The 19632-nt window shown below is 74.8% G+C and carries 19 protein-coding genes; 9 read left to right on the plus strand and 10 right to left on the minus strand.

Annotated features, from left to right (window positions below):
- Window positions 1-34 precede the first annotated feature (34 nt).
- Window positions 35-379 (minus strand): YbaB/EbfC family nucleoid-associated protein, encoded by a 345-nt coding sequence (locus ACIBW6_RS15100; protein ID WP_399059745.1) that lies wholly within the window; start codon window positions 377-379, stop codon window positions 35-37.
- 343 nt (window positions 380-722) lie between these two features.
- Here ACIBW6_RS15100 and ACIBW6_RS15105 point away from each other — a divergent pair, with 343 nt between their 5' ends.
- The 3 genes from ACIBW6_RS15105 to ACIBW6_RS15115 all read left to right on the plus strand — a co-directional run bounded on the left by ACIBW6_RS15105 (window position 723) and on the right by ACIBW6_RS15115 (window position 2998).
- Window positions 723-1457 carry an SLATT domain-containing protein gene (locus ACIBW6_RS15105; RefSeq protein WP_399059746.1) on the plus strand — a complete coding sequence of 245 codons (735 nt, stop codon included), beginning with the start codon at window positions 723-725 and terminating at the stop codon, window positions 1455-1457.
- 93 nt (window positions 1458-1550) lie between these two features.
- Window positions 1551-2237 carry a GntR family transcriptional regulator gene (locus ACIBW6_RS15110; protein ID WP_399059747.1) on the plus strand — a complete coding sequence of 229 codons (687 nt, stop codon included), beginning with the start codon at window positions 1551-1553 and terminating at the stop codon, window positions 2235-2237.
- 110 nt (window positions 2238-2347) lie between these two features.
- Window positions 2348-2998 (plus strand): hypothetical protein, encoded by a 651-nt coding sequence (locus ACIBW6_RS15115; RefSeq protein WP_399059748.1) that lies wholly within the window; start codon window positions 2348-2350, stop codon window positions 2996-2998.
- A 59-nt stretch (window positions 2999-3057) separates the two neighbouring features.
- On the opposite strand, the gene ACIBW6_RS15120 is transcribed toward ACIBW6_RS15115, so the two are convergent.
- Window positions 3058-4413: an aspartate aminotransferase family protein gene (locus ACIBW6_RS15120; protein WP_399059749.1), complete on the minus strand. Its 1356-nt coding sequence runs from the start codon at window positions 4411-4413 to the stop codon at window positions 3058-3060.
- Between the two features lie 224 nt (window positions 4414-4637).
- Here ACIBW6_RS15120 and ACIBW6_RS15125 point away from each other — a divergent pair, with 224 nt between their 5' ends.
- On the plus strand, window positions 4638-6509 hold the full coding sequence (locus ACIBW6_RS15125; RefSeq protein ID WP_399059750.1) for a serine/threonine-protein kinase: 1872 nt from the start codon (window positions 4638-4640) through the stop codon (window positions 6507-6509).
- A gap of 89 nt (window positions 6510-6598) precedes the next feature.
- On the opposite strand, the gene ACIBW6_RS15130 is transcribed toward ACIBW6_RS15125, so the two are convergent.
- Window positions 6599-7882, minus strand: coding sequence for an adenylosuccinate synthase (locus ACIBW6_RS15130; protein WP_399059751.1), 1284 nt, complete (start codon window positions 7880-7882; stop codon window positions 6599-6601).
- A 172-nt stretch (window positions 7883-8054) separates the two neighbouring features.
- Between ACIBW6_RS15130 and ACIBW6_RS15135 the strand changes: the two genes are divergently transcribed.
- Window positions 8055-8894: a diacylglycerol kinase gene (locus ACIBW6_RS15135; RefSeq protein WP_399059752.1), complete on the plus strand. Its 840-nt coding sequence runs from the start codon at window positions 8055-8057 to the stop codon at window positions 8892-8894.
- Window positions 8895-8980: 86 nt separating this feature from the next.
- Here ACIBW6_RS15135 and ACIBW6_RS15140 read toward each other — a convergent pair whose 3' ends face one another.
- A complete protein-coding gene (locus ACIBW6_RS15140) occupies window positions 8981-9484 on the minus strand; it encodes a GbsR/MarR family transcriptional regulator (protein WP_399059753.1) in 504 nt (167 codons plus the stop codon).
- 92 nt (window positions 9485-9576) lie between these two features.
- Between ACIBW6_RS15140 and ACIBW6_RS15145 the strand changes: the two genes are divergently transcribed.
- The 3 genes from ACIBW6_RS15145 to ACIBW6_RS15155 all read left to right on the plus strand — a co-directional run bounded on the left by ACIBW6_RS15145 (window position 9577) and on the right by ACIBW6_RS15155 (window position 12462).
- Window positions 9577-10518, plus strand: a complete 942-nt coding sequence (locus ACIBW6_RS15145; RefSeq protein WP_399059755.1) for an ATP-binding cassette domain-containing protein — start codon at window positions 9577-9579, stop codon at window positions 10516-10518.
- The gene (locus tag ACIBW6_RS15150; protein WP_399059756.1) at window positions 10515-12134 is read left to right on the plus strand and encodes an ABC transporter permease; all 1620 of its coding nucleotides are present in this window, start codon (window positions 10515-10517) and stop codon (window positions 12132-12134) included. Before ACIBW6_RS15145 ends, ACIBW6_RS15150 begins: the two co-directional genes overlap by 4 nt.
- 82 nt (window positions 12135-12216) lie before the next feature.
- Window positions 12217-12462, plus strand: a complete 246-nt coding sequence (locus ACIBW6_RS15155; protein WP_399059757.1) for a hypothetical protein — start codon at window positions 12217-12219, stop codon at window positions 12460-12462.
- On the opposite strand, the gene ACIBW6_RS15160 is transcribed toward ACIBW6_RS15155, so the two are convergent.
- The 4 genes from ACIBW6_RS15160 to ACIBW6_RS15175 all read right to left on the minus strand — a co-directional run bounded on the left by ACIBW6_RS15160 (window position 12428) and on the right by ACIBW6_RS15175 (window position 16720).
- Window positions 12428-13651 carry a cytochrome P450 gene (locus ACIBW6_RS15160; protein ID WP_399059758.1) on the minus strand — a complete coding sequence of 408 codons (1224 nt, stop codon included), beginning with the start codon at window positions 13649-13651 and terminating at the stop codon, window positions 12428-12430. The genes ACIBW6_RS15155 and ACIBW6_RS15160 overlap by 35 nt on opposite strands.
- 19 nt (window positions 13652-13670) lie before the next feature.
- Window positions 13671-14336, minus strand: coding sequence for a response regulator (locus ACIBW6_RS15165; protein WP_399059759.1), 666 nt, complete (start codon window positions 14334-14336; stop codon window positions 13671-13673).
- Window positions 14333-15736, minus strand: coding sequence for a sensor histidine kinase (locus ACIBW6_RS15170; RefSeq protein WP_399059760.1), 1404 nt, complete (start codon window positions 15734-15736; stop codon window positions 14333-14335). The genes ACIBW6_RS15165 and ACIBW6_RS15170 overlap by 4 nt, the downstream gene beginning before the upstream one ends.
- Before the next feature lie 108 nt (window positions 15737-15844).
- On the minus strand, window positions 15845-16720 hold the full coding sequence (locus ACIBW6_RS15175) for an alpha/beta hydrolase (RefSeq protein ID WP_399059761.1): 876 nt from the start codon (window positions 16718-16720) through the stop codon (window positions 15845-15847).
- A 153-nt stretch (window positions 16721-16873) separates the two neighbouring features.
- Here ACIBW6_RS15175 and ACIBW6_RS15180 point away from each other — a divergent pair, with 153 nt between their 5' ends.
- Window positions 16874-17482: a TetR/AcrR family transcriptional regulator gene (locus tag ACIBW6_RS15180; RefSeq protein WP_399059762.1), complete on the plus strand. Its 609-nt coding sequence runs from the start codon at window positions 16874-16876 to the stop codon at window positions 17480-17482.
- On the opposite strand, the gene kynU is transcribed toward ACIBW6_RS15180, so the two are convergent.
- Together kynU and ACIBW6_RS15190 are read right to left on the minus strand one after the other, a co-directional pair.
- Window positions 17475-18674 (minus strand): kynureninase, encoded by a 1200-nt coding sequence (kynU, locus tag ACIBW6_RS15185; protein WP_399059763.1) that lies wholly within the window; start codon window positions 18672-18674, stop codon window positions 17475-17477. The genes ACIBW6_RS15180 and kynU overlap by 8 nt on opposite strands.
- Window positions 18667-19509: a tryptophan 2,3-dioxygenase family protein gene (locus ACIBW6_RS15190; RefSeq protein WP_399059764.1), complete on the minus strand. Its 843-nt coding sequence runs from the start codon at window positions 19507-19509 to the stop codon at window positions 18667-18669. Before ACIBW6_RS15190 ends, kynU begins: the two co-directional genes overlap by 8 nt.
- Window positions 19510-19632: the final 123 nt, after the last annotated feature.

A 19632-nucleotide genomic window follows, 5' to 3' on the forward strand; every position in this document is an offset into this window, starting at 1 on the left:
GGGTGCCTGGTACGTACGGTAGTCGGGGCCGGGCCTAGAAGGGGAGGCCCGGGATGCCGCTGCCGCCGCCCAGGCCCTGGGTGAGCGGGCCGAGCTTGTGCTGCTGGAGTTCCTGCGCGTTCTCGTTGGCCGCCTGGACCGCCGCGACCACCAGGTCGGCGAGGGTCTCGGTGTCCTCCGGGTCGACCGCCTTCGGGTCGATGACCAGGCCGCGCAGCTCGCCGGAGCCGGTCACCGTCGCCTTGACGAGTCCGCCGCCCGCCTGGCCCTCGACCTCGGTGCGCGCGAGCTCCTCCTGGGCCGCCGCGAGGTCCTGCTGCATCTTCTGGGCCTGCTGGAGCAGCTGCTGCATGTTGGGCTGGCCACCACCGGGGATCACGATCAGCTCCTGTTCCGGATTCGTCGCGTACGTCGTACGACGTCTGTCGGGTATCGGTCCGCGCCGTGACGCGGGCCCGCGCGGGCCCGGCCGCGAGGTCGTTCGCGGGGCCGCGCCCATGAAACGAGCCTACGTGGTCCGGGGGGCGCCCGCCCCGGCACCTCGCACTGCACTCTTTCGAGTGAGATGCGCCGCTTTCCTATACCTGATGAGGGCCCACGTCTGGGCGGAAAAGCCGTGAAAACGGGAGCTTGGCCACCCATTGGGCGGTAGGAAGATGCTGCACGTTCAGCCCCATCCGTAACCGTCCGTAACCGTCCGTGACCAGTCGAGGGAGTGCCGGGTGAGTCAGCCGGAGATGCAGCCCGAAGGACCGCCCCAGGAGGGGCAGGGCGAGGGCCACAGCTCCTCGGACGACCTCACGGGGCGCGCGTTCCCGCTCGGCGACTGGGCCGAGCCCGCCGAGCGGCTCGACGAGCTGTACCGGTGGGTGGAGGGCGGGGCCCTGCGGACCGCCGGCTGGTACCTCGCCGACCGGCGGTGGAAGCGGCACGGCGCGCGGGCGCTGCGCGCCGGGACCGTGGCCGGGGCGGCCGCCGGGGCGGTGCTGCCGCTGCTCGACCTGGCGGGGGTGGTGGGCGGCGCGGCCCCCTGGGGGTACCTCGCCTTACTCGTGGCGGTGGCCTGCGTGGGCTGCGACCGCCACTTCGGTCTGACCTCCGGCTGGATGCGGGACGTGGCCACCGCGCAGGCGGTGCAACGACGGCTCCAGGTGCTGCAGTTCGACTGGGCGTCGGAGTGCGTCCGCGAGGTCCTCGGGCCGACGGACGGCACGGCGAGCGAGGCCGCCGAGCGGTGCCTGTCGGTGCTGCGCCGCTTCTCGGAGGACGTCACGGAGCTGGTGCGGGCCGAGACCGCGGACTGGATGGTGGAGTTCCGCTCCGGCCCGGCGCCGCTGACCATGCAGGCCGCCGTCCCCTCCCCGGCCCGCCCCCCGGAGCCCCCGCAGGGCCGCTTCCCCCTTCCCCCGCCGACCCGCCCGAACATGCCCCGCCAACGCCCACCGGAGCCGCGGTAGCCCTCCGGGCCCAGGGACGTCCGACCGCGCCGGGGCGTCGGAGGCATAGGGTGCGGGCAGGAGAGACCGCCAGCCGACCCGGGGGACCCGATCGTGCCCGCCTTCGACGGACCCGCCGTCACCCGCAACACCCTGCGCCGGCAGATCGCGGACGCGCTGCGCGACGAGATCCTGGCCGGCCGGCTCTGCCCCGGCCAGGAGTTCACCGTCAAGGAGATCGCCGAGGGGTACGGGGTGTCGGCGACGCCGGTCCGCGAGGCGCTGGTCGACCTCACCGCGAAGGGGCTGCTGGACTCCGCCGAGCACCGCGGCTTCCGGGTGCACGAGTACTCCCTCGCGGACTACCGCGCGATGATCGAGGCCCGCAGCCTCGTCGCCGACGGCATCTTCCGGGGCCTGTCCGAGGCGGCGGACCCGCGGCTGCCGGTGGCCCTCGCCGGGGTGCGGCGCCGCGGCGAGGAGGCGGCCCGCGCCGCCGCGGCCGGCGACCTGACCGTGCTGATCGGCTACGACCTGCGGTTCTGGCGCGAACTCTCGGTGCTCTTCGGCAACGCCTACCTCTCCGACTTCTTCCACCGGCTGCGCGTCCAGTCCTGGATGTGCGCGGTCCCCTACCTGCGCCGCTGCGGCGACCTGCGCGGCACCCTCTGGTCGGGCCACTGCGACCTGGTGGACGCGCTGGCCCGCCAGGACGCGCACGCCGCGCACGCGATCGTCGCCGCGTACAACAGCGACTCGCTGCGGCTGATCGAGCGCCTCGCGGGCGAGCGGCCGGCCTGACGGCCGCGGCCCCGGCCGGGCCCGGCAAGACAGGGCTGCGCGGCGCCCGTGCGCATTACGCTGGCGTACGCCAAAAGCCCGCCGCACACTCGGAGCCCTAAGGAGCCCCCTTGGCCTGTGACCTGTGGCTCGTCCCCCTCGTCGACGTGCTGTGCCACAGCCCCGACAACCCCTTCGCCGAGGAACTCGCGCTCTACGACAAGGCGTTGCACGCGGCAGGCCTGCCCCCGGTACCGGTCTACGCGTACATGCCGGGGCTCTCCGGCGACGTGGCGCCGGTCGCGGGGTTCGACTACGACGCGCTGCACTTCCTGCGCCGGGCGTACCTGCTGCAGATGTGCGGGCTCGCCGTCACGCCGGTGGACGAACTGGGCGGAGACTACGAGCAGTTGCTGGAGATGTTCGAGCCGACGGCGCAGAGCTCGCATCTGGTGTGGCACTACGACCACGCGGGCGCCTACGTCCCCGTGGACTTCCCCGCGCCGCTGTCCAACGACGAACTCCTGGAGGGCGGCGGCCCGTTGGGCTCCTCCCACGCGCTGCTGCGCGAGCTGGAGTACGTGGCGCCCGCCATCGGGATAGACCCGGCCAACCCGCCCCGGCCCCCGTCGCCGCCCGCCGCGCCGACCTCCCTGGAGGAACCGGCCGCGTCGGTCCCGGCGGACGCGGGCCCCTTCGCCCGGGAGCGGCACGTCTGGCTGGGGCTGCACCAGGCCGCGACCCGCAGCCTGGCCCAGGGCTCGATGATCATCTTCAGCTGAGCCGGCAGCGGCGTGCGCGGGCGCCTTCCGGCCCCGGCGCACGCCGCCCCGTCCTCCGGTTACGCCACGTGCTCGTCCGCGACGCCCAGCGCCACGTCCAGCGCGGCCAGGCCCTCCTTGGCCTCGGCCTCCGTGATGTTCAGCGGGGGCACGACGTGCGTGCGGTTCATGTTCACGAAGGGCCACAGGCCCTGCTTCTTCGCGGCGGCGGCGAACGCGGCCATCGGCGCGTTCGCCTCCCCCGCCGCGTTGTAGGGCACCAGCGGCTCCCGCGTCTGCCGGTCCCGGACGAGGTCGAGCGCCCAGAACATGCCGGTGCCGCGCACCTCGCCCACGGACGGGTGCCGCTCGGCCAGCTCGCGCAGCGCGGGCTCGATGACCTCGGCGCCCAGCTTCGCGGCGTGCGCGACGATGCCCTCCTCCTCCATCACGGTGAGGGTGGCGACGGCGGCGGCGCAGGCCAGCGGGTGCCCGGAGTAGGTGAGGCCGCCGGGGTAGGGGCGCCTCGCGAACGTCTCGGCGATCGCGCCGGAGATCGCGACGCCGCCCAGCGGCACGTACCCGGAGTTCACGCCCTTGGCGAAGGTCAGCAGGTCGGGCGTGACGCCGTACAGGTCGGCCGCGAACCAGCTGCCGGTGCGGCCGAAGCCCGCCATGACCTCGTCGAGGACGAAGACGATGCCGTACCGGTCGCACAGCTCGCGGACCCCGGCGAGGTAGCCCTCGGGCGGCAGCATGATGCCGGCCGTGCCCGGGACCGTCTCCAGGATGATCGCGGCGATCGTCGCGGGGCCCTCGAACTGGATGGTGGCTTCCAGGTGCTCCAGGGCGCGGGCGCACTCCTCCTCCTGCGTCCGCGCGTAGAAGCGGGAGCGGTACAGGAAGGGGGCCCAGAAGCGGACGACGCCCGCGGTCCCGGTGTCGTTGGCCCAGCGGCGCGGGTCGCCCGTGACGTTCACGGCCTGCTGGGTGCCGCCGTGGTACGAGCGGTAGGCGGAGAGGACCTTCGGGCGGCCCGTGTGCAGGCGGGCCATCCGCAGGGCGTGCTCGACGGCGTCCGCGCCGCCGTTGGTGAAGAAGATCTTGTCGAGGTCGCCGGGGGTGCGCGCGGCGATGAGGCGTGCGGCCTCGGAGCGCGCCTCGACGGCGAAGGCGGGCGCGAACGTCGTCATCGTCGCGGCCTGCTCCTGGATCGCGGCGACGACCTTCGGGTGCTGGTACCCGATGTTCGTGTAGACGAGCCCGGAGGAGAAGTCGAGGTAGCGGTTGCCGTCGTAGTCCCAGAAGTACGAGCCTTCGGCGCCGGCGACGGCGAGCGGGTCGATGAGCTCCTGTGCGGACCAGGAGTGGAACACATGTGCGCGGTCCGCGGCCTTCACGGCGGCGCCGACCTGGGGATTCGGCTGAGGGGTCATGGGCCCGAGGGTAAAGGCGGCGGCTCCCGCGGCACCATCGGCGTCCTGTCTGTGGGACGGCGCCGAACGCGACACCCTGTCGCCCCGGCCGGGAGTCCGCACCACGCGGCGCGCCGCGGCCCCGCGCACCCGTTACGGAACCGTAGAAGCCAGTCATGTCCTCTCTGTCGTAAGTCCGCACTATTCTCAGGCTGTTGGGCACTTACGGGGGAGGGTGACGCGACATGGAGAGGCCCGAGGGAAGCATCGGCGCGTACCGGCTGCTGGGACGGCTCGGCGCGGGCGGGATGGGTGAGGTGTATCTGGCGCGTTCCGAGCGCGGGCGCACCGTCGCGGTGAAGGTGGTCCGGCAGGAGCTGGCCGAGCAGGAGGAGTTCCGGTCCCGCTTCCGGCAGGAGGTGCAGGCCGCGCGGCGGGTCGGCGGTGCCTGGACGGCGCCGGTGCTCGACGCGGACACGGACGCGGAGATCCCCTGGGTGGCGACGGGGTACGTGGCGGGCCCGGCCCTCCAGCAGGTCGTCTCGCACGACTACGGCGCGCTGCCGGAGCGGTCCGTGCGCATCCTCGCGGCGGGGCTCACGCAGGCGCTCCAGGACATCCACGCGGCGGGGCTGATCCACCGCGATCTGAAGCCGTCGAACGTGCTGGTCACGATCGACGGCCCGCGCGTCATCGACTTCGGCATCGCGCGCGCCCTGGAGACCGTCACCGACGGCGGTCTGACCCGCACGGGCGCGCTCGTCGGCTCGCCCGGCTTCATGGCGCCCGAGCAGGTGCGCGGCGACCGGATCACCCCGGCCTGCGACGTGTTCTGCCTGGGCTCGGTGCTGGCGTACGCGGCGACGGGCGCGCTGCCCTTCGGCACGTCGAACAGCGGGGTGCACGCCCTGATGTTCCGCATCGCCCAGGAGGAGCCGGACCTCGCCGCGCTGCCGGAGGGGCTCCAGGAGCTGGTCCGGGACTGCCTGCGCAAGGACCCGACGGCGCGGCCGTCGCTGGCGGAGATCCTGGAGCGCACCGGCGCCGAGGACACCCTGGGCGACGGCGGCCGCACCCGCGACCCGTGGCTGCCGGGCGCGCTCGTGGCCCAGCTGGGCCGGCACGCGGTGCAGCTGCTGGACCGCGAGGACCCCGCGCCGGCGCCCGGGCCCGCCCCGGCCGCGCCGCCGGAGCCCCGGGCCGAGCCGGCGGCGGCCGCCGCGGCCGCGGCGGCGGTGGAGTCCGGCTCGGCGCCGCCCCCGCCCGGCGCGCCCGGCGGCGCCCAGCTCAACCACCTGCCCACGATGGTCGTCGGCCAGGAGGCGCAGGCGCCGCCGGCCCCGGGCCCGCTCGCCCGGCCCGCGCTGCCGCCCGCCCGCCCCGCCCCCGACCCGTCCGGGTACGGCTACCCGCACCAGGCTCCACCGCCCGGGTACGGCTATCCGCAGGGCGGCTGGGGCCACACCCCGCCGTACGGCCCCGGGGTGGTGCCGCTCGTCGCGCCGCAGCCGGAGCCGCGGCGCCAGGGGCGCTCCTCGGCGGCGCTGATCGTCGTCGCGGTGATAGTGGCGCTCGGCGCGGGCGGTTCGGTCTACGCCCTGATGAAGGACGACGGCACGTCCGGCTCGACGTCCCAGAGCGGCTCGCCGTCCCCGGCGCCGTCGACCACGGCGCCGGTCGGGCCGGGACCCGACTCACCGGGGCCCTCGCAGCCGCCCTCCACCCCGCCGGAGAGCTCCCCGCAGACCACGGCGGGCGAGGTCCCCACGAAGTTCCTGGGCACGTGGACGAGCGCGATCGACAACGCGCGGGGGCACCACCCGCGCCGCATCGTCCTCCAGCAGGGCGCCACCGGGGACACGGTGCTCTCGATGACGGCCGACGGCACGCAGAACAACGGCGAGTCCTACCACTGCGTCTTCCAGGGCACGCTCAGCTCGGCGACCGACTCCACGCTGCGGATCGGCGGCACCGACCCGGTGGTCGCCCAGCCGCCGTCCGCCTGCACCCCCGGCAAGCCGAGCACGATCACCTACCTGTCCTCGGGGCAGCTGCGCCGCGTCATGACCGACTCGGCCGGCAAGGAGCAGGTCCTGACCTACGACAAGTCGGAGTGAACGCGCCGCGCCCCGGCCCGCGAGAGCGGACCGGGGCGCGGCAGGCGCGGCAGGCGTGGGGCGGACGGGGCCGCCCGCGGGCCGGTGGCCTACAGGAAGGAGTTGATCTCGATCGTCTCGTCGCGGCCGGGGCCGACGCCGATGGCCGAGATCGGGGCGCCGGACATCTCCTCCAGCGCCTTGACGTACGCCTGCGCGTTCTTCGGCAGGTCGCCGAAGGTCTTGGCCTGCGTGATGTCCTCGGACCAGCCCGGCAGGTACTCGTAGACCGGCTTCGCGTGGTGGAAGTCGGACTGCGAGTACGGCAGCTCCTCGACGCGCTCGCCGTCGATCTCGTAGGCGACGCAGACCGGGATCTGCTCCCAGCCGGTGAGGACGTCGAGCTTGGTGAGGAAGAAGTCGGTGAGGCCGTTGACGCGGGTCGCGTAGCGGGCGATCACCGCGTCGAACCAGCCGCAGCGGCGGTCGCGGCCGGTGGTGACACCGCGCTCGCCGCCGATGCGGCGCAGCGCCTCACCGTCGTCGTCGAACAGCTCGGTCGGGAACGGGCCCGCCCCGACACGCGTCGTGTAGGCCTTGAGGATGCCGATGACGCGGCTGATCTTCGTCGGCCCGACGCCCGCGCCCGTGCAGGCGCCGCCCGCGGTCGGGTTGGACGACGTGACGAACGGGTACGTGCCGTGGTCGATGTCCAGGAGCGTGCCCTGGCCGCCCTCGAAGAGCACGACCTTGTCGTCGTCGAGCGCCTTGTTGAGGATCAGGGTGGTGTCGGCGACGTAGCCCTTGATCTGCTCCGCGTAGCCGAGCAGCTCCTCGACGACCTGCTGGGCCTCGATGGCACGCCGGTTGTAGAGCTTGGTCAGGAGCTGGTTCTTGACCTCCAGGGCCGCTTCGACCTTCTGGGTGAGGATCGACTCGTCGTAGAGGTCCTGGACGCGGATGCCGACGCGGTTGATCTTGTCCGCGTAGGTCGGGCCGATGCCGCGCCCGGTGGTACCGATCTTGCGCTTGCCGAGGAACCGTTCCGTCACCTTGTCGACGGTCACGTTGTACGGCGTGATGATGTGCGCGTTGCCGCTGAGCAGGAGCTTGGACGTGTCGACGCCGCGCTCGTTCAGACCGCTCAGCTCGGAGAGCAGGACCGACGGGTCGACGACGACACCGTTTCCGATGACCGGTGTGCACTCCGGCGAGAGGATTCCGGAAGGGAGGAGGTGCAGCGCGTACTTCTGGTCGCCCACGACGACCGTGTGGCCGGCGTTGTTGCCGCCTTGGTAGCGCACTACGTAGTCCACGGATCCACCGAGCAGGTCGGTGGCCTTTCCCTTGCCTTCGTCACCCCACTGAGCACCGAGCAGCACAAGTGCGGGCACAGGCGTACACCCCTTCCGGGCGGGGCATGTCCAAGGTCAGGGGCGGTAGCCACTGATGTATGCGTAAGCCTTGGGGTGCCCCGGAATAGACGAAGCCCCTGGCGCAATAGCGCAAGGGGCTCTTGCACAAAGATGCTACCCGAGGAAGCGAGGGGCGGCCGAGGTGGCGGCTTTGGACCATCCCATTGACCGGACGGACGCGGGGTTGTCGCGGCAGGTCCTGGTGCTCGTGGACCCCCTCGCCCGGCGTGCGGACGGGGAGTCCGTGCGGATCGCCAAGGACGTGCTGTGTGCGGGCGCGGCGGTCAAGGTGTGCCTGCCGGAGGGGCCGGAGGAATTCGCGAAGGCGCTGGCCAGACGGGGTGCGAGGCGTCCCGTGGTGATCGGTGACGACCGGGCGCTGCTGCGGGCGGTGACGCTGCTGCACCGGGAGCGGGAGCTGTCCGCGGCGGTGCTCTCGATGGTTCCCGTGGGCGGTGCGGTCTCGCTCGCGCACGCGCTCGGAATTCCCGCGCAGACGGTGGCGGCGGCGCGCGCCGCGCTGGACGGCGCGGAGCGCCGGCTCGACCTGCTGGTCGACGACAGCGACGGGGTGGTCCTCGGCGGCCTGCGCATCCCGCCGGTGGCGGCGCCGGCCGCCGGGGCGCGCGCGGTGGGACCTCCGTGGCTGCGCACGTGCCGGTCGCTGGTACGCACCCTGGGCGCCGGGCGCGCGCCGGCGCCGGAGCCCGGCGCGGCGGCCCGGCTGCGGGTCGAGGCGGACGGGGTGACCCTGGTCGACCTCGACGAACCGGTGGAGGGCGTCGCGGTGGGGCCCGCCACGGGCACGGGCCTGGCCCGGGTCGAGATCCGCCGCACGGCGGGGGCGCCGCCGCTGCGCACGGCGGCCCGCACGGTCAGCGTCTCCGGCGCGGACTTCCGCTACCGGGCGGACGACCTGGCGGTCGGCGGCCCGGTCCGGCGGCGGACCTGGACGGTCCAGGCCTCGGCGTGGGGCCTGGCCCTGCCCTGAGGTCTGTCCGGCCTCCGGGCGAGACGCAGGCAGGTCCAGATGGGGTCCGGGCCCGCGCCGCCCCCGGCCCCCCGGGCCCAGGCCGGTCAGTCCAGGCCGAGTGTCTTGCGGTGGTCCCGCCAGCGGTCCATCAGGCCGCCCAGCTCGCTCTGGACGAACTCGAAGAAGGCGAGCGTCTCGGTGAGGCGACGACCGGTACCGGTGTCGGCGCCGAAGCTGTCGACGCCGTCCGCCAGCGCGTCGATCCAGCCCTTCAGGACGCTGTCGCGGCTGGCCAGCGCCTCGTACCACTGGTTCGCGTGCACCCGGAACAGGTCGCGCCGCGTCCCGGGCTCCCGCTCGCGGGTGACCATGTGCACCTGCGTGAGGTAGCGGACCGCGCCCGAGACGGCCGCCGGGCTGACCCGCAGCCGCTCCCCCAGCTGCGCCGCGGTCAGCGCGCCCGCGTCGGAGGAGATCAGCGCCGCGAAGACCCGCGCGGGCATCCGGGGCAGCCCCGCCGCGACCAGCTGGCCCGCGAACCGCTCGACGAAACGGGCGGCCGCGGCCTCCTCGGCGCTCTCCCCCACGGGCCCGGCTCCCTCGCTCATGCCCCGATCCTCTCCCCTGCGTCGACCATGCACGGAAGTTTATACGTTTCCTTAACTTCACAAATTTGTGAAATCACCGTACGTTCAAAAACATGACGAAGGCAATCACGGTCTCCGGACTGCACAAGTCGTTCGGCGGGACGCGCGCCCTTGACGGTCTCGACCTGGATGTCACGGCCGGCGAGGTGCACGGCTTCCTCGGGCCGAACGGCTCGGGGAAGTCCACCACCGTCCGGGTCCTGCTCGGTCTGCTGCGCGCCGACTCCGGTGCCGCCCAGCTCCTGGGCCGCGACCCCTGGACCGACGCCGTCGAACTGCACCGCAAGGTCGCGTACGTCCCCGGCGACGTCACCCTGTGGCGCAACCTCAGCGGCGGCGAGGTCATCGACCTGTACGGGCGGCTGCGCGGTGGCCTCGACGCGCAGCGGCGGGCGCGGCTGCTCGAACGGTTCGAGCTGGACCCGACCAAGAAGGGCCGGACGTACTCCAAGGGCAACCGGCAGAAGGTCGCGCTGGTCGCTGCCTTCGCCGCGTCCGGCGTCGACCTGCTCGTCCTGGACGAGCCGACCTCCGGGCTCGACCCGCTGATGGAGGAGGTCTTCCGGTCGTGCGTCCGGGAGGCGGTGCGCGAGCGCGGCCAGACCGTGCTGCTCTCCTCCCACATCCTCAGCGAGGTGGAGGAGCTGTGCGACCGCGTCAGCATCATCCGCAGGGGCCGGACCGTGGAGAGCGGCTCCCTCGCCGAGCTGCGGCACCTGACGCGGACCACCGTCACCGCCGAACTCGCTTCCCCGCCCGGGGAGTTGGCCGGGCTGCCGGGCGTGCACGACGCCGACGTCCGGGACGGCCGGGTCCGGCTCCAGGTCGACGCCGCCGGGCTCGACGCCGTGCTGCGCACCCTGACGGCAGCCGGGGTGCGGGCGCTGACCAGCACGCCGCCGACCCTGGAGGAGCTGTTCCTGCGGCACTACCAGGACGAGGCGCCCGCCGCCGGGCACGACCGGCACCCGCGGGACCGGGCGGTGGCCCGATGACCGCCCTCGCGCCCGCCCGGCCCCGTGCCGCGGCCGGGACCGGCGGCGGCCGGCACCTCGCGGGCACCGGAACCCTGCTGCGGCTCGCGCTGCGCCGGGACCGCGTGCTCGTCCCCGTGTGGGTCGCCGTCGTCGCGGCCCTGGTGCTGTCCATGCCGGGTTCGCTGCGCGGCGTCTACGACACCCCGGCCGACCGCGCCGAACTGCTGCGCACCATGAACACCAACGGTGCGATGCGCGCCATGTACGGGCCGGTCCTCGGCGACTCCCTGGGCGCGCTGACGGCCTGGCGCGTCGGCACGTTCGCCGCGGTGCTCGCCGCCGTCATGAGCCTGCTCGTCGTGGTGCGGCACACCCGGGACGAGGAGGAGAGCGGCCGCCAGGAGCTGGTCCGCGCGGCGGTGGTCGGGCGCCACGCCCCGCTGACCGCGGCGCTGCTCGCGGCGGCGGTGGCCGACGGCGTCCTGGTCCTGCTGCTGACGGCCGGGCTCGCGGCGCAGGGCGCGGCGGGGGCGTTCGCGTTCGGACTCGCCGTCGGCGGCACCGGGTTGGTCTTCGCCGCGACGGCGGCGGTCGTCGCGCAGTTCACGCAGGGCGCGCGGCTCGCCCGGGGCGTGACGGCGGCGCTGCTCGGCGCCGCGTTCGTGCTGCGGGCGGCGGGCGACGCGGGGACCGGCGGCGGTGCCTCGCCGCTGACGTGGCTCTCGCCGGTCGGCTGGGCGGAGCACGTCCGGGCGTTCGCCGGTGAGCGCTGGTGGGTGCCGGCGCTGCCGGCCGCGGCGGTCGCCGCGCAGGCCGTGGTGGCGTACGCGTCGGCCGGGCGGCGCGACGTCGGCATGAGCTTCCTGCCGAGCCGCCCCGGGCCCGCGCACGGGAGGCTGCGCTCGGCGGCCGGGCTCGCCCTGCGGTTGCAGCGGGGCGGCCTGGCGGGCTGGTCGGCCGGGTTCCTCGCCGCGGGCGCCGTCCTCGGCGCGATGACACAGGGCGCGGCCGACCTCGTCGGCGACAACCGCGACACCCTCGACATCATCGAGCGGATGGGCGGCAGCACCGGTGTCACCGACGCCTTCCTCGCCACAGTGGCCGGGCTGCTCGGCATGGTCGCCGCGCTCTACGTCGTACAGGCCGTGCTGCGGCTGCACGGCGAGGAGACCTCGCAGCGCGCGGAGCCGGTCCTGGCGTCCGCGGTGGGGCGGCTCGGCTGGGCCGCGGGCCACCTGGTGGCCGCCTTCGCGGGCGCCGCGCTCGTCCTGCTGCTCGGCGGGGCGGGTCTGGCCCTCGGCCACGGGGAGGACCCGGGCAGCGTCCTCGGCGCGTGCCTCGTCCAGGTCCCGGCCGTCTGGACGGTCGGCGGCCTCGCCGTGCTGCTGTACGGGTGGGCTCCGCGGCTGGCGCCCGGTGCGTGGGGCGTGGCGGGCGCGGCGCTGCTCCTCGGCTGGATCGGACCGGCCCTGAAGGTCCCGCAGGCCGTGCTCGACCTCTCTCCCTACGGCCATGTGCCGAAGCTGCCGGGTGCGGAGATGGCGTGGGGGCCGGTGCTGGTGCTGACCCTGATCGCCGCGGTACTGGTGGCGGCGGGCCTCGCCGGGCTGCGCCGCCGGGACCTGACCGGCTGAACCGACCGGTTGGACCGGCCGGCTGACGGCCCTCGCCCTGTCGCCGCGGAACCCCCGGCCGGGCCCCCCGCGTCCACCTGTCATGGGACAACGCATGGAGGCGGCGGCCGGGTGTCTGGCCGTGCTCGGGGGGCTCGGGGCCGGGCTCGTGGTGTGGGCGGTGCGGGCGCAGGGGCGGGTCGACCGGTTCGAGCAGGGGCCCGACTGGCGGGTGTTCGTCGTCGAGCTGCCGCTGTGCGCGCTCGGCGGCGTCGGCGCCGGGGCGCTGGCCGGGGCCCTGCTGCACCGCAGGTTCAGAGCGCGACGGGCAGCTCCGCCAGGCCCCTGATCACGAAGTTCGGCGTGCGGGTCGGTTCGCCGGCCGGGCGCAGGGTCGGCGCCAGGGTGAGCAACGCCCGCAAGGAGGCCGCCAGTTCGAGGCGGGCCAGCGGGGCGCCGAGGCAGTAGTGGATGCCCGCGCTGAAGGAGACGTGCGGGTTGTCGGCGCGGGTCAGGTCCAGGCGCGCCGGGTCGGCGAAGGCCGCCGGGTCGTGGTTGGCGGAGCCGAAGAGGAGGGCCACCTCGCTGCCGCGCGGGACGGTGACCCCGGCCAGCTCGATGTCGTCGAGGACCCAGCGTTCGAAGAGCTGGAGCGGGGTGTCGTGGCGCAGCAGCTCCTCGACGGCGCGGGGCACCAGGGTGTGGTCGGCGCGCAGGGCCGCCAGCTGGTCCGGGTGGCGGAAGAGGGCCGCCCAGCCGTTCACCGTGGCGTTGACGGTGGCCTCGTGCCCGGCGTTCAGGAGCAGCACGCAGGTCGAGATCATCTCCTGTTCGGTGAGGCGGCCGTCGTCCTCGTCGTGGGCGGCGATCAGCCCGGAGACCAGATCGGCGGCGGGGCGGCGGCGCCGCTCGGCGATCAACTCCCGCAGGTACGCGGTGAACTCGACGGAGGCGCGGACGGCCGCGCGGGCCGTGTCCGGCGACGGGTTCAGCTCGTACATGCCGCAGATCGCCGCCGACCAGGGCCGCAGCAGCGGGCGGTCCGCCCCGGGGATGCCGAGCATCTCCGCGATGACGGCGACGGGCAGGGGTTCGGCGACCGCCGTGAGCAGGTCGCCGCCGCCCTCGGCCACCAGCGCCGCCACCAGCTCGCCGGCGAGCCGCTCCACGTACGGGGTGAGCCGCTCGACGGTGCGCGGGGTGAACGCCTGGGAGACGAGCCGGCGGATGCGGGGGTGGTCCGGCGGTTCCAGGTCGAGCATGCCGTGGTCGTTCAGGGTGTGGAACGGCTCGTGCCCGGGCGGCGGCGCGCTCCGGCCGAACTCCTCGTGCGTGAACCGGTGCCGGTAGGTGCGGCCGAGGCGGCGGTCGCGCAGCAGCGCCGCGACGTCGGCGTGGTGCGGGACCAGGTACTGGCCCGTGGGCTCGAACCGGTGCACCCGCCCGGCCGCGCGCAGCGCCGCGTACGCGGGGTACGGATCGGCGACGAAGTCCGGGGACCACGGGTCGAAGGCGGACGGGACCGTGTCGGCACTCATGAGCGGACGCTAGCGCCGCTCACCCCGGCGTGACCAGACGTGCCTCGTAGGCGAAGACGGCGGCCTGGGTGCGGTCGCGCAGGCCCAGTTTGACCAGGACCCGGCTGACGTGGGTCTTGATCGTCGACTCGGCGACCACGAGCCGCTCGGCGATCTCCGCGTTCGACAGGCCCTGCGCGATGAGGACGAGCACCTCCGTCTCGCGGTCGGTCAGCTCGCCGTACGCCTGCGGGTTCTGCACGGCGGGCAGCTTCGGGATCTCCGACAGCTTGGCGAACTCGGTGATCAGGCGGCGGGTGACCGACGGCGCGAGCAGCGCCTCGCCGCTCGCCACCACCCGTACGCCGTCGGCCAGTTCGCGGGCCGAGGCGTCCTTGAGGAGGAAGCCGGAGGCGCCCGCGCGCAGCGCCTGGTACACGTACTCGTCGAGGTCGAAGGTGGTCAGGACGAGGACCCGGGCGCCCGCGTCGGCCGCCACGATCTCGCGGGTCGCCTCGATGCCGTTCAGCTCCGGCATGCGGATGTCCATCAGGACGACGTCGGGGCCGAGTTCGCGGACCTTGGCGACCGCCTCGGCCCCGTTGACCGCCTCCCCGACGACCTCGATGTCCGGCATCGCGCCGAGCAGCACCGAGAACCCCTCGCGCACCATCATCTGGTCGTCGGCGATCAGCACCTTGATCATGCGTCCGCCCCGGTGGGGCGCGCCCCGGCCGTGTCCGTCCCGTCGCCGGGACCGTCGCTCTGCTCGCGCTGCGCGGGCACGGGGGCGGCGGCGACCGGCACGAAGACCGTGATCTCGTAGCCGCCGTCCCCGGTCCGCCCGGCCGTCATCTCGCCGCTGAGCATCGAGACGCGTTCGCGCATGCCGGTGATGCCGTGCCCGGCGCCCGGCGAGGGCTTGGCGAGAGCGCTGGGCCGGTCGTTGACGACGCGCAGGCCGAGCCCGCCGAGGACGTAGGAGACCTCGACCGCGGCGGCCGCGCCCGGCGCGTGCCGCAGCACGTTGCTGAGCGCCTCCTGCACGATCCGGTAGGCGGACAGCTCGACGCCCTGCGGCAGTTCGCGGACCGCGCCGGTGACGGTCCTGGTGACGGTCAGGCCCGCGTCCCGCACGTTCTCCAGCAGCCGGTCGAGGTCGGCGAGGGTGGGCTGCGGCGCCTCGGGGGCCGCTGAGTTCTCGAAGTCCGCCGCGCGGACGACGCCGAGGACGCGGCGCAGTTCGGTGAGCGCGGCCACCGCGTTCTCCCGGATCGTGGCGAAGGCCTGCTCCAGCTCGGGCGGCGGGTCCTCGACCCGGTACGGTGCCGCCTCCGCCTGGATCGCGACGACCGACATGTGGTGCGCGACCACGTCGTGCAGCTCGCGGGCGATGTTCGTGCGCTCCTCCAGGAGCGTGCGCCGGTCGCGCTCGACGGCGGTGACCGTGCGCTCCTGGACGACCTGGCGCCGCGTGGTGCGGTTCACCTGGACCAGGGTGACCAGGGCGACGGCGACGCCGGAGAGCAGGAGCAGCGGCCCGGAGACCCCGGCGTCCAGGCCGCCCATGGCCTCCCCGAGGAGGACCGAGTACAGCGCGCTCAGGACCCACATCCAGGCCGCGGTGCGCGGCCGGGTCCGGGCGGCGACCACCATCATCACGGCCGTGTGGCCCACGATGCTGCCGGACGACCACGGGTAGAGGCCGTCGCTGGTCCACACGACGAGGAGGGGGGCCGCCGCGAGCGAGAGCCACCAGGCGAGCACCGGCCGCAGCAGGGTCAGCGCCACCGGCACCGCCGCGAGGAGGCCGGTAGCGGTGGCGACGAGCGCGTCGGTGTACATGTCGGTGCTCGCCCCCGCCACGACGAACGTGAGCAGCGCGAGGAAGAGCACCACGGCGTGCGGGAAGTACCGCAGGTACGGGCGCAGGCGCGCCGGGAACAGGCCGGTCCAGGGGCCGTCCGCGGCCGCCTCGGGCAGCGGCCGGTAAGCCGTCACGTCCCGGAACAGGTCCTCGCGCAGCCCGTGCAGCGCCGAGCGCGCGAGGCTGAACTCGGGGCTGCGGCCCCGGGGGGCCGCGGAGGTGGTGGTCGTCTCGGTCATGGTCCGACGGTACGGGCCCGGCCGGGCCCCGGTCGTCCCCAGTCAGACGGGTTCCGCGCCTCCGCCGTGAGTACTACCCGGCGCGGCTCGCGGCCGGGGCCCCGCGCCTCACCAGGCCAGTTGCGCGATCTCGTCGGCGACGACGGCGCAGGCGTCCGCCGCCGGGTCGATCAGCGGGAAGTGCCCGGTCCGCGCCAGGTACGTGACACCGACCACCTCGCCCGCCCGGGCCGCCGCGTCCGCGTACGCCTCGGCGACGGCGGGCGGCACGGTGGTGTCCGCGCGGCCCTGGACCAGGGTGGTCGCGATGCCGGTGGGCAGCAGCGCGGCCGGGTCGGCGAGCGGGCGCCGCGCCGCGAACAGCTCGCCCTCGCCGCCGAGGAGCTGGGCGCTCGCCCCGCCGCAGACGCCGAGCTCCTGGGCGAGCGCGAGGTCCGCGATGGGGGCCAGCGCCACGACACCGCGCAGCGCGGGCGGCGCGGGGGTGTACCAGGGCGCGTCCGGCGGCAGGACGTGCCGGGCGGCGGCCCACAGCGCGAGGTGGCCGCCGGCCGAGTGGCCGGTGAGCACGGTGCGCCGCGGGTCCGCGGCGGGCAGCAGCCGCGCGGCGAGGGAGGGCAGCGCGTCGAGCGCGGCGGCGACGTCGTCGAAGGTCTCCGGCCAGCGTCCGGCCACCGGACCGGTCGCGCCCTGGTGCGGCAGCGGGCGGCCGCGGCGGTACTCGACACTGGCGACGGCGAGACCGCGCCGGGCCAGGAAGTCGGCGAACGGGCTCACGTGCCGCCGGTCGTACGGGGAGCGCCAGGCGCCGCCGTGCAGGACGACCACCAGCGGGGCCCCGGCCGCCCCGGAGCGCGGCGCGTAGAAGTCGACGACCTGGTCCGGGTGATCGCCGTACGCGGCGGTGACGTCCGGCGGGACGGCGGGGTGCGAGAAGGCCGAGGCCTCCTCCGCCTCGTCGCGCGCGGCGGCTTCGTCCGGCATGCTCCAACCTCTCGCTGTCACGGGGCAATTGCACGGGCCGCCGGGGGGCCGGAGCGGCTCGGGCGGGGTAAGCGGACGCTACCAGGCCGGTGACGTGCGCCGACCCGGGCCGCTCCGGGTAAACGGTCCCGCCGTTCCGTTACCCTGGCGGGCATGAGCAGCGAACCCGAACCCGGCACCCTCCGCCCCGGCGGCCGCACCGCCCGGGTCCGCGCGGCGGTGCTCGACGCCGCCGGCGACCTCCTGGCCGAGCAGGGCTTCGACCGGCTCGACCTGGCGGAGGTCGCGCGCCGCGCGGACGTCGGCAAGACCACGGTGTACCGGCGCTGGTCCTCCCCCGCCGGGCTGGTCGCCGACCTGCTCGCGCAGATGGCCCAGGAGTCGCTGCCGCGCGCGGCGACCGGCTCGCTCCGCGGCGACCTCACCGCCAACGCGCGCCTGGTGCGGCGCACCCTCGCCGACCCCCGGCAGGGGCCGCTGTTCCGTGCGGTGATCGCGGCGGCGGCCTGCGACCCGCGGACGGCCGACGCGCTGCGGCGGTTCTACGAGGTCCGGGTCGCCGAGTGGGCGCCCGCCGTCGAAGAGGCCGTCGCCCGCGGCGAGTTGCCGGCCGGGACGGACGCCGCGGAGGTGGTGCGCGCGGTCTCCGCGCCGCTCTACTACCGCCTGCTGACGACCGGGGCCGCGCCCACCGAGGCGGACGCGGCCCGGTCCGTGGCCGCCGCCGTGGCGGCGGCCGGGGCCGGCGTCTACGTCAGCTGACCGTCTCGGCGAGCACCCGCGCGGCCCGCTCCACCTCGGCGAAGCCCAGGTACAGCGGCGTGAACCCGAACCGCAGCACATCGGGCGCCCGGAAGTCACCGACGACGCCCGCCGCGACCAGCCGCTCCATCACCGCGCCCGCGTCCGCGCACCGCAGCGCCACCTGGCTGCCCCGCTCGGCGTGCGCCACCGGGGTCACCGGCTCGACCCGCCCCGCCGGGACGTACGCCTCGACGCACTCCAGGAAGAAGTCCGTCAGGGCGAGGGACTTGGCGCGCACCGCGGCGACCGAGACGTCCGGCCGCGACCAGACCTCCAGGGCCGCCTCCAGGGCCAGCATCGACAGGATGTCCGGCGTCCCGACGCGGCCGCGCACCGCGCCGTCGGCGGCCGTGTACTGCGCCCGCATCCCGAACGGCTCGGCGTGCGAGTTCCACCCCGGCAGCGGCGAGTCGAAGGCCGCCTGGTGCTCGCCGCGCACGTACAGGTACGCGGGCGAACCCGGGCCGCCGTTCAGGAACTTGTACGTGCAGCCCACCGCGAGGTCGACGCCGTGCTCGTCCAGGCCGACCGGGAGCGCGCCCGCGCTGTGGCACAGGTCCCAGACGCTCACCGCGCCGGCCGCGCGCACCGCCGCCGTCAGCGACGGCAGGTCGTGCAGCCGCCCGGTGCGGTAGTCGACGTGGTTCAGGAGCACCGCCGCGGTACGGGAGGTGAGCGCGCCCGGCACCTCACCGGGCGCCACCGCCCGCACCGTGCACCCCGTCAGCCGCGCCGCGGAGGCGGCGATGTAGCCGTCCGTCGGGAAGGTCGCGGCGTCGACGAGTATCTCGTCACGCCCCTGTCCCGCGAGCCGCACCGCGCCCACCAGGGCCTTGAAGACGTTGACGCTGGTGGAGTCGCCGACCACGATCCGCCCGGGCGCCGCGCCGACCAGCGGCGCGATCCGGTCGCCGATCCGCTCCGGCGCGGTCCACCAGCCGGACTCGCTCCAGGAACGGATGCGCAGCTGCCCCCACTCCCGGCGCACCACCTCGTCGAGGCGCCCGGGGACGTTCGCGGGCAGCGCCCCCAGCGAGTTCCCGTCGAGGTAGACCCCGTCGCCGAGGTCGTCCAGGACGAAGTCGGCGCGTACCGCGGCCAGTTGATCGGCCGCGTCCAGCTCGTACGCCCGCTCCCGCAGGTCAGACATGGGACCTCGCCGTCCACAGCTCGGGGAACACGTTCTTCTGGGCGCGCTTCTCCAGCCACGCCACTCCGGCGGAGCCGCCGGTGCCGGTCTTGGATCCCATCGCGCGGCGCGTGGCCACCAGATGGTCGTTGCGCCAGCGCCACACCAGCTCGGCCACGTCGGTCAACGCCTCGCCGAGCCGCGCCAGTTCGGCGCTCTCGTCGCCCGCGTACAGCTGTGTCCAGACGGCCTCCACCTCGGGCGAGGGCTCGTAGCGCCGCGACACGTCACGCTCCAGGACGGCGCGCGGCACCGGGTGGCCGCGCCGGGCGAGCAGCCGCAGCACCTCGTCGTAGAGGCTCGGCTCGTGCAGCGCCTTCTCCAGCTCGGCGTGGACGCGGGGCGCGCCCCGGTGCGGCACCAGCATCGACGCCGACTTGTCGCCGAGCAGGAACTCCATCCGCCGGTACATCGCCGACTGGAAGCCGGAGCCCTCGCCGAGCGAGGACCGGTAGGAGTTGAACTGGGCCGGGGTGAGCCCCGACAGCGGCCGCCACGAGGCGTTCAGCGCGTCCAGCTCGCGCACCGAGCGCTTCAGCGCGGCCACGGCGGCCGGCACGTCGTCGGCGGCGAGGGCGGCGGCTGCCGTCTGCCACTCGTGCACGATGACGGTGAACCAGAGCTCCATCACCTGGGTCGTGACCAGGAAGACCATCTCGCCCGGGTCGTCCGAGCGCAGGTGCTGGAGGTGGGTGAGGACATCGGCCTGGACGTAGTCCTCGTAGGGCGTGGTGCCCGCGAAGTCGAGATGCGGGGCTGCGGAGGTGTCCGCTCCATGATCCGCGTCGTGGGACATCGCTGTCTCCTGAATGTGTACTCCGGGTAGCGGTCCGCCCTGCCGTTACCGGCACGGGGCCCCGGTCCCCGCCTCGCATCCTTCACAATGGTCCCCCACGACGGCAAGGCCCGCCCGGCCACC

Origin of the sequence: Streptomyces sp. NPDC049813 (assembly GCF_044465085.1) — a bacterium.
Classification (GTDB): Bacteria; Actinomycetota; Actinomycetes; order Streptomycetales; family Streptomycetaceae; genus Streptomyces.

What these genes read in the sequence shown, in the direction of transcription:
- ACIBW6_RS15120 (WP_399059749.1), bottom strand. Translation starts at nt 4,413, where the DNA reads ATGACCCCTCAGCCGAATCCCCAGGTCGGCGCCGCCGTGAAGGCCGCG.
- ACIBW6_RS15125 (WP_399059750.1), top strand. Translation starts at nt 4,638, where the DNA reads ATGGAGAGGCCCGAGGGAAGCATCGGCGCGTACCGGCTGCTGGGACGG.
- ACIBW6_RS15140 (WP_399059753.1), bottom strand. Translation starts at nt 9,484, where the DNA reads ATGAGCGAGGGAGCCGGGCCCGTGGGGGAGAGCGCCGAGGAGGCCGCG.
- ACIBW6_RS15145 (WP_399059755.1), top strand. Translation starts at nt 9,577, where the DNA reads ATGACGAAGGCAATCACGGTCTCCGGACTGCACAAGTCGTTCGGCGGG.
- ACIBW6_RS15150 (WP_399059756.1), top strand. Translation starts at nt 10,515, where the DNA reads ATGACCGCCCTCGCGCCCGCCCGGCCCCGTGCCGCGGCCGGGACCGGC.
- ACIBW6_RS15155 (WP_399059757.1), top strand. Translation starts at nt 12,217, where the DNA reads ATGGGACAACGCATGGAGGCGGCGGCCGGGTGTCTGGCCGTGCTCGGG.
- ACIBW6_RS15160 (WP_399059758.1), bottom strand. Translation starts at nt 13,651, where the DNA reads ATGAGTGCCGACACGGTCCCGTCCGCCTTCGACCCGTGGTCCCCGGAC.
- ACIBW6_RS15165 (WP_399059759.1), bottom strand. Translation starts at nt 14,336, where the DNA reads ATGATCAAGGTGCTGATCGCCGACGACCAGATGATGGTGCGCGAGGGG.
- ACIBW6_RS15170 (WP_399059760.1), bottom strand. Translation starts at nt 15,736, where the DNA reads ATGACCGAGACGACCACCACCTCCGCGGCCCCCCGGGGCCGCAGCCCC.
- ACIBW6_RS15175 (WP_399059761.1), bottom strand. Translation starts at nt 16,720, where the DNA reads ATGCCGGACGAAGCCGCCGCGCGCGACGAGGCGGAGGAGGCCTCGGCC.
- ACIBW6_RS15180 (WP_399059762.1), top strand. Translation starts at nt 16,874, where the DNA reads ATGAGCAGCGAACCCGAACCCGGCACCCTCCGCCCCGGCGGCCGCACC.
- kynU (WP_399059763.1), bottom strand. Translation starts at nt 18,674, where the DNA reads ATGTCTGACCTGCGGGAGCGGGCGTACGAGCTGGACGCGGCCGATCAA.
- ACIBW6_RS15190 (WP_399059764.1), bottom strand. Translation starts at nt 19,509, where the DNA reads ATGTCCCACGACGCGGATCATGGAGCGGACACCTCCGCAGCCCCGCAT.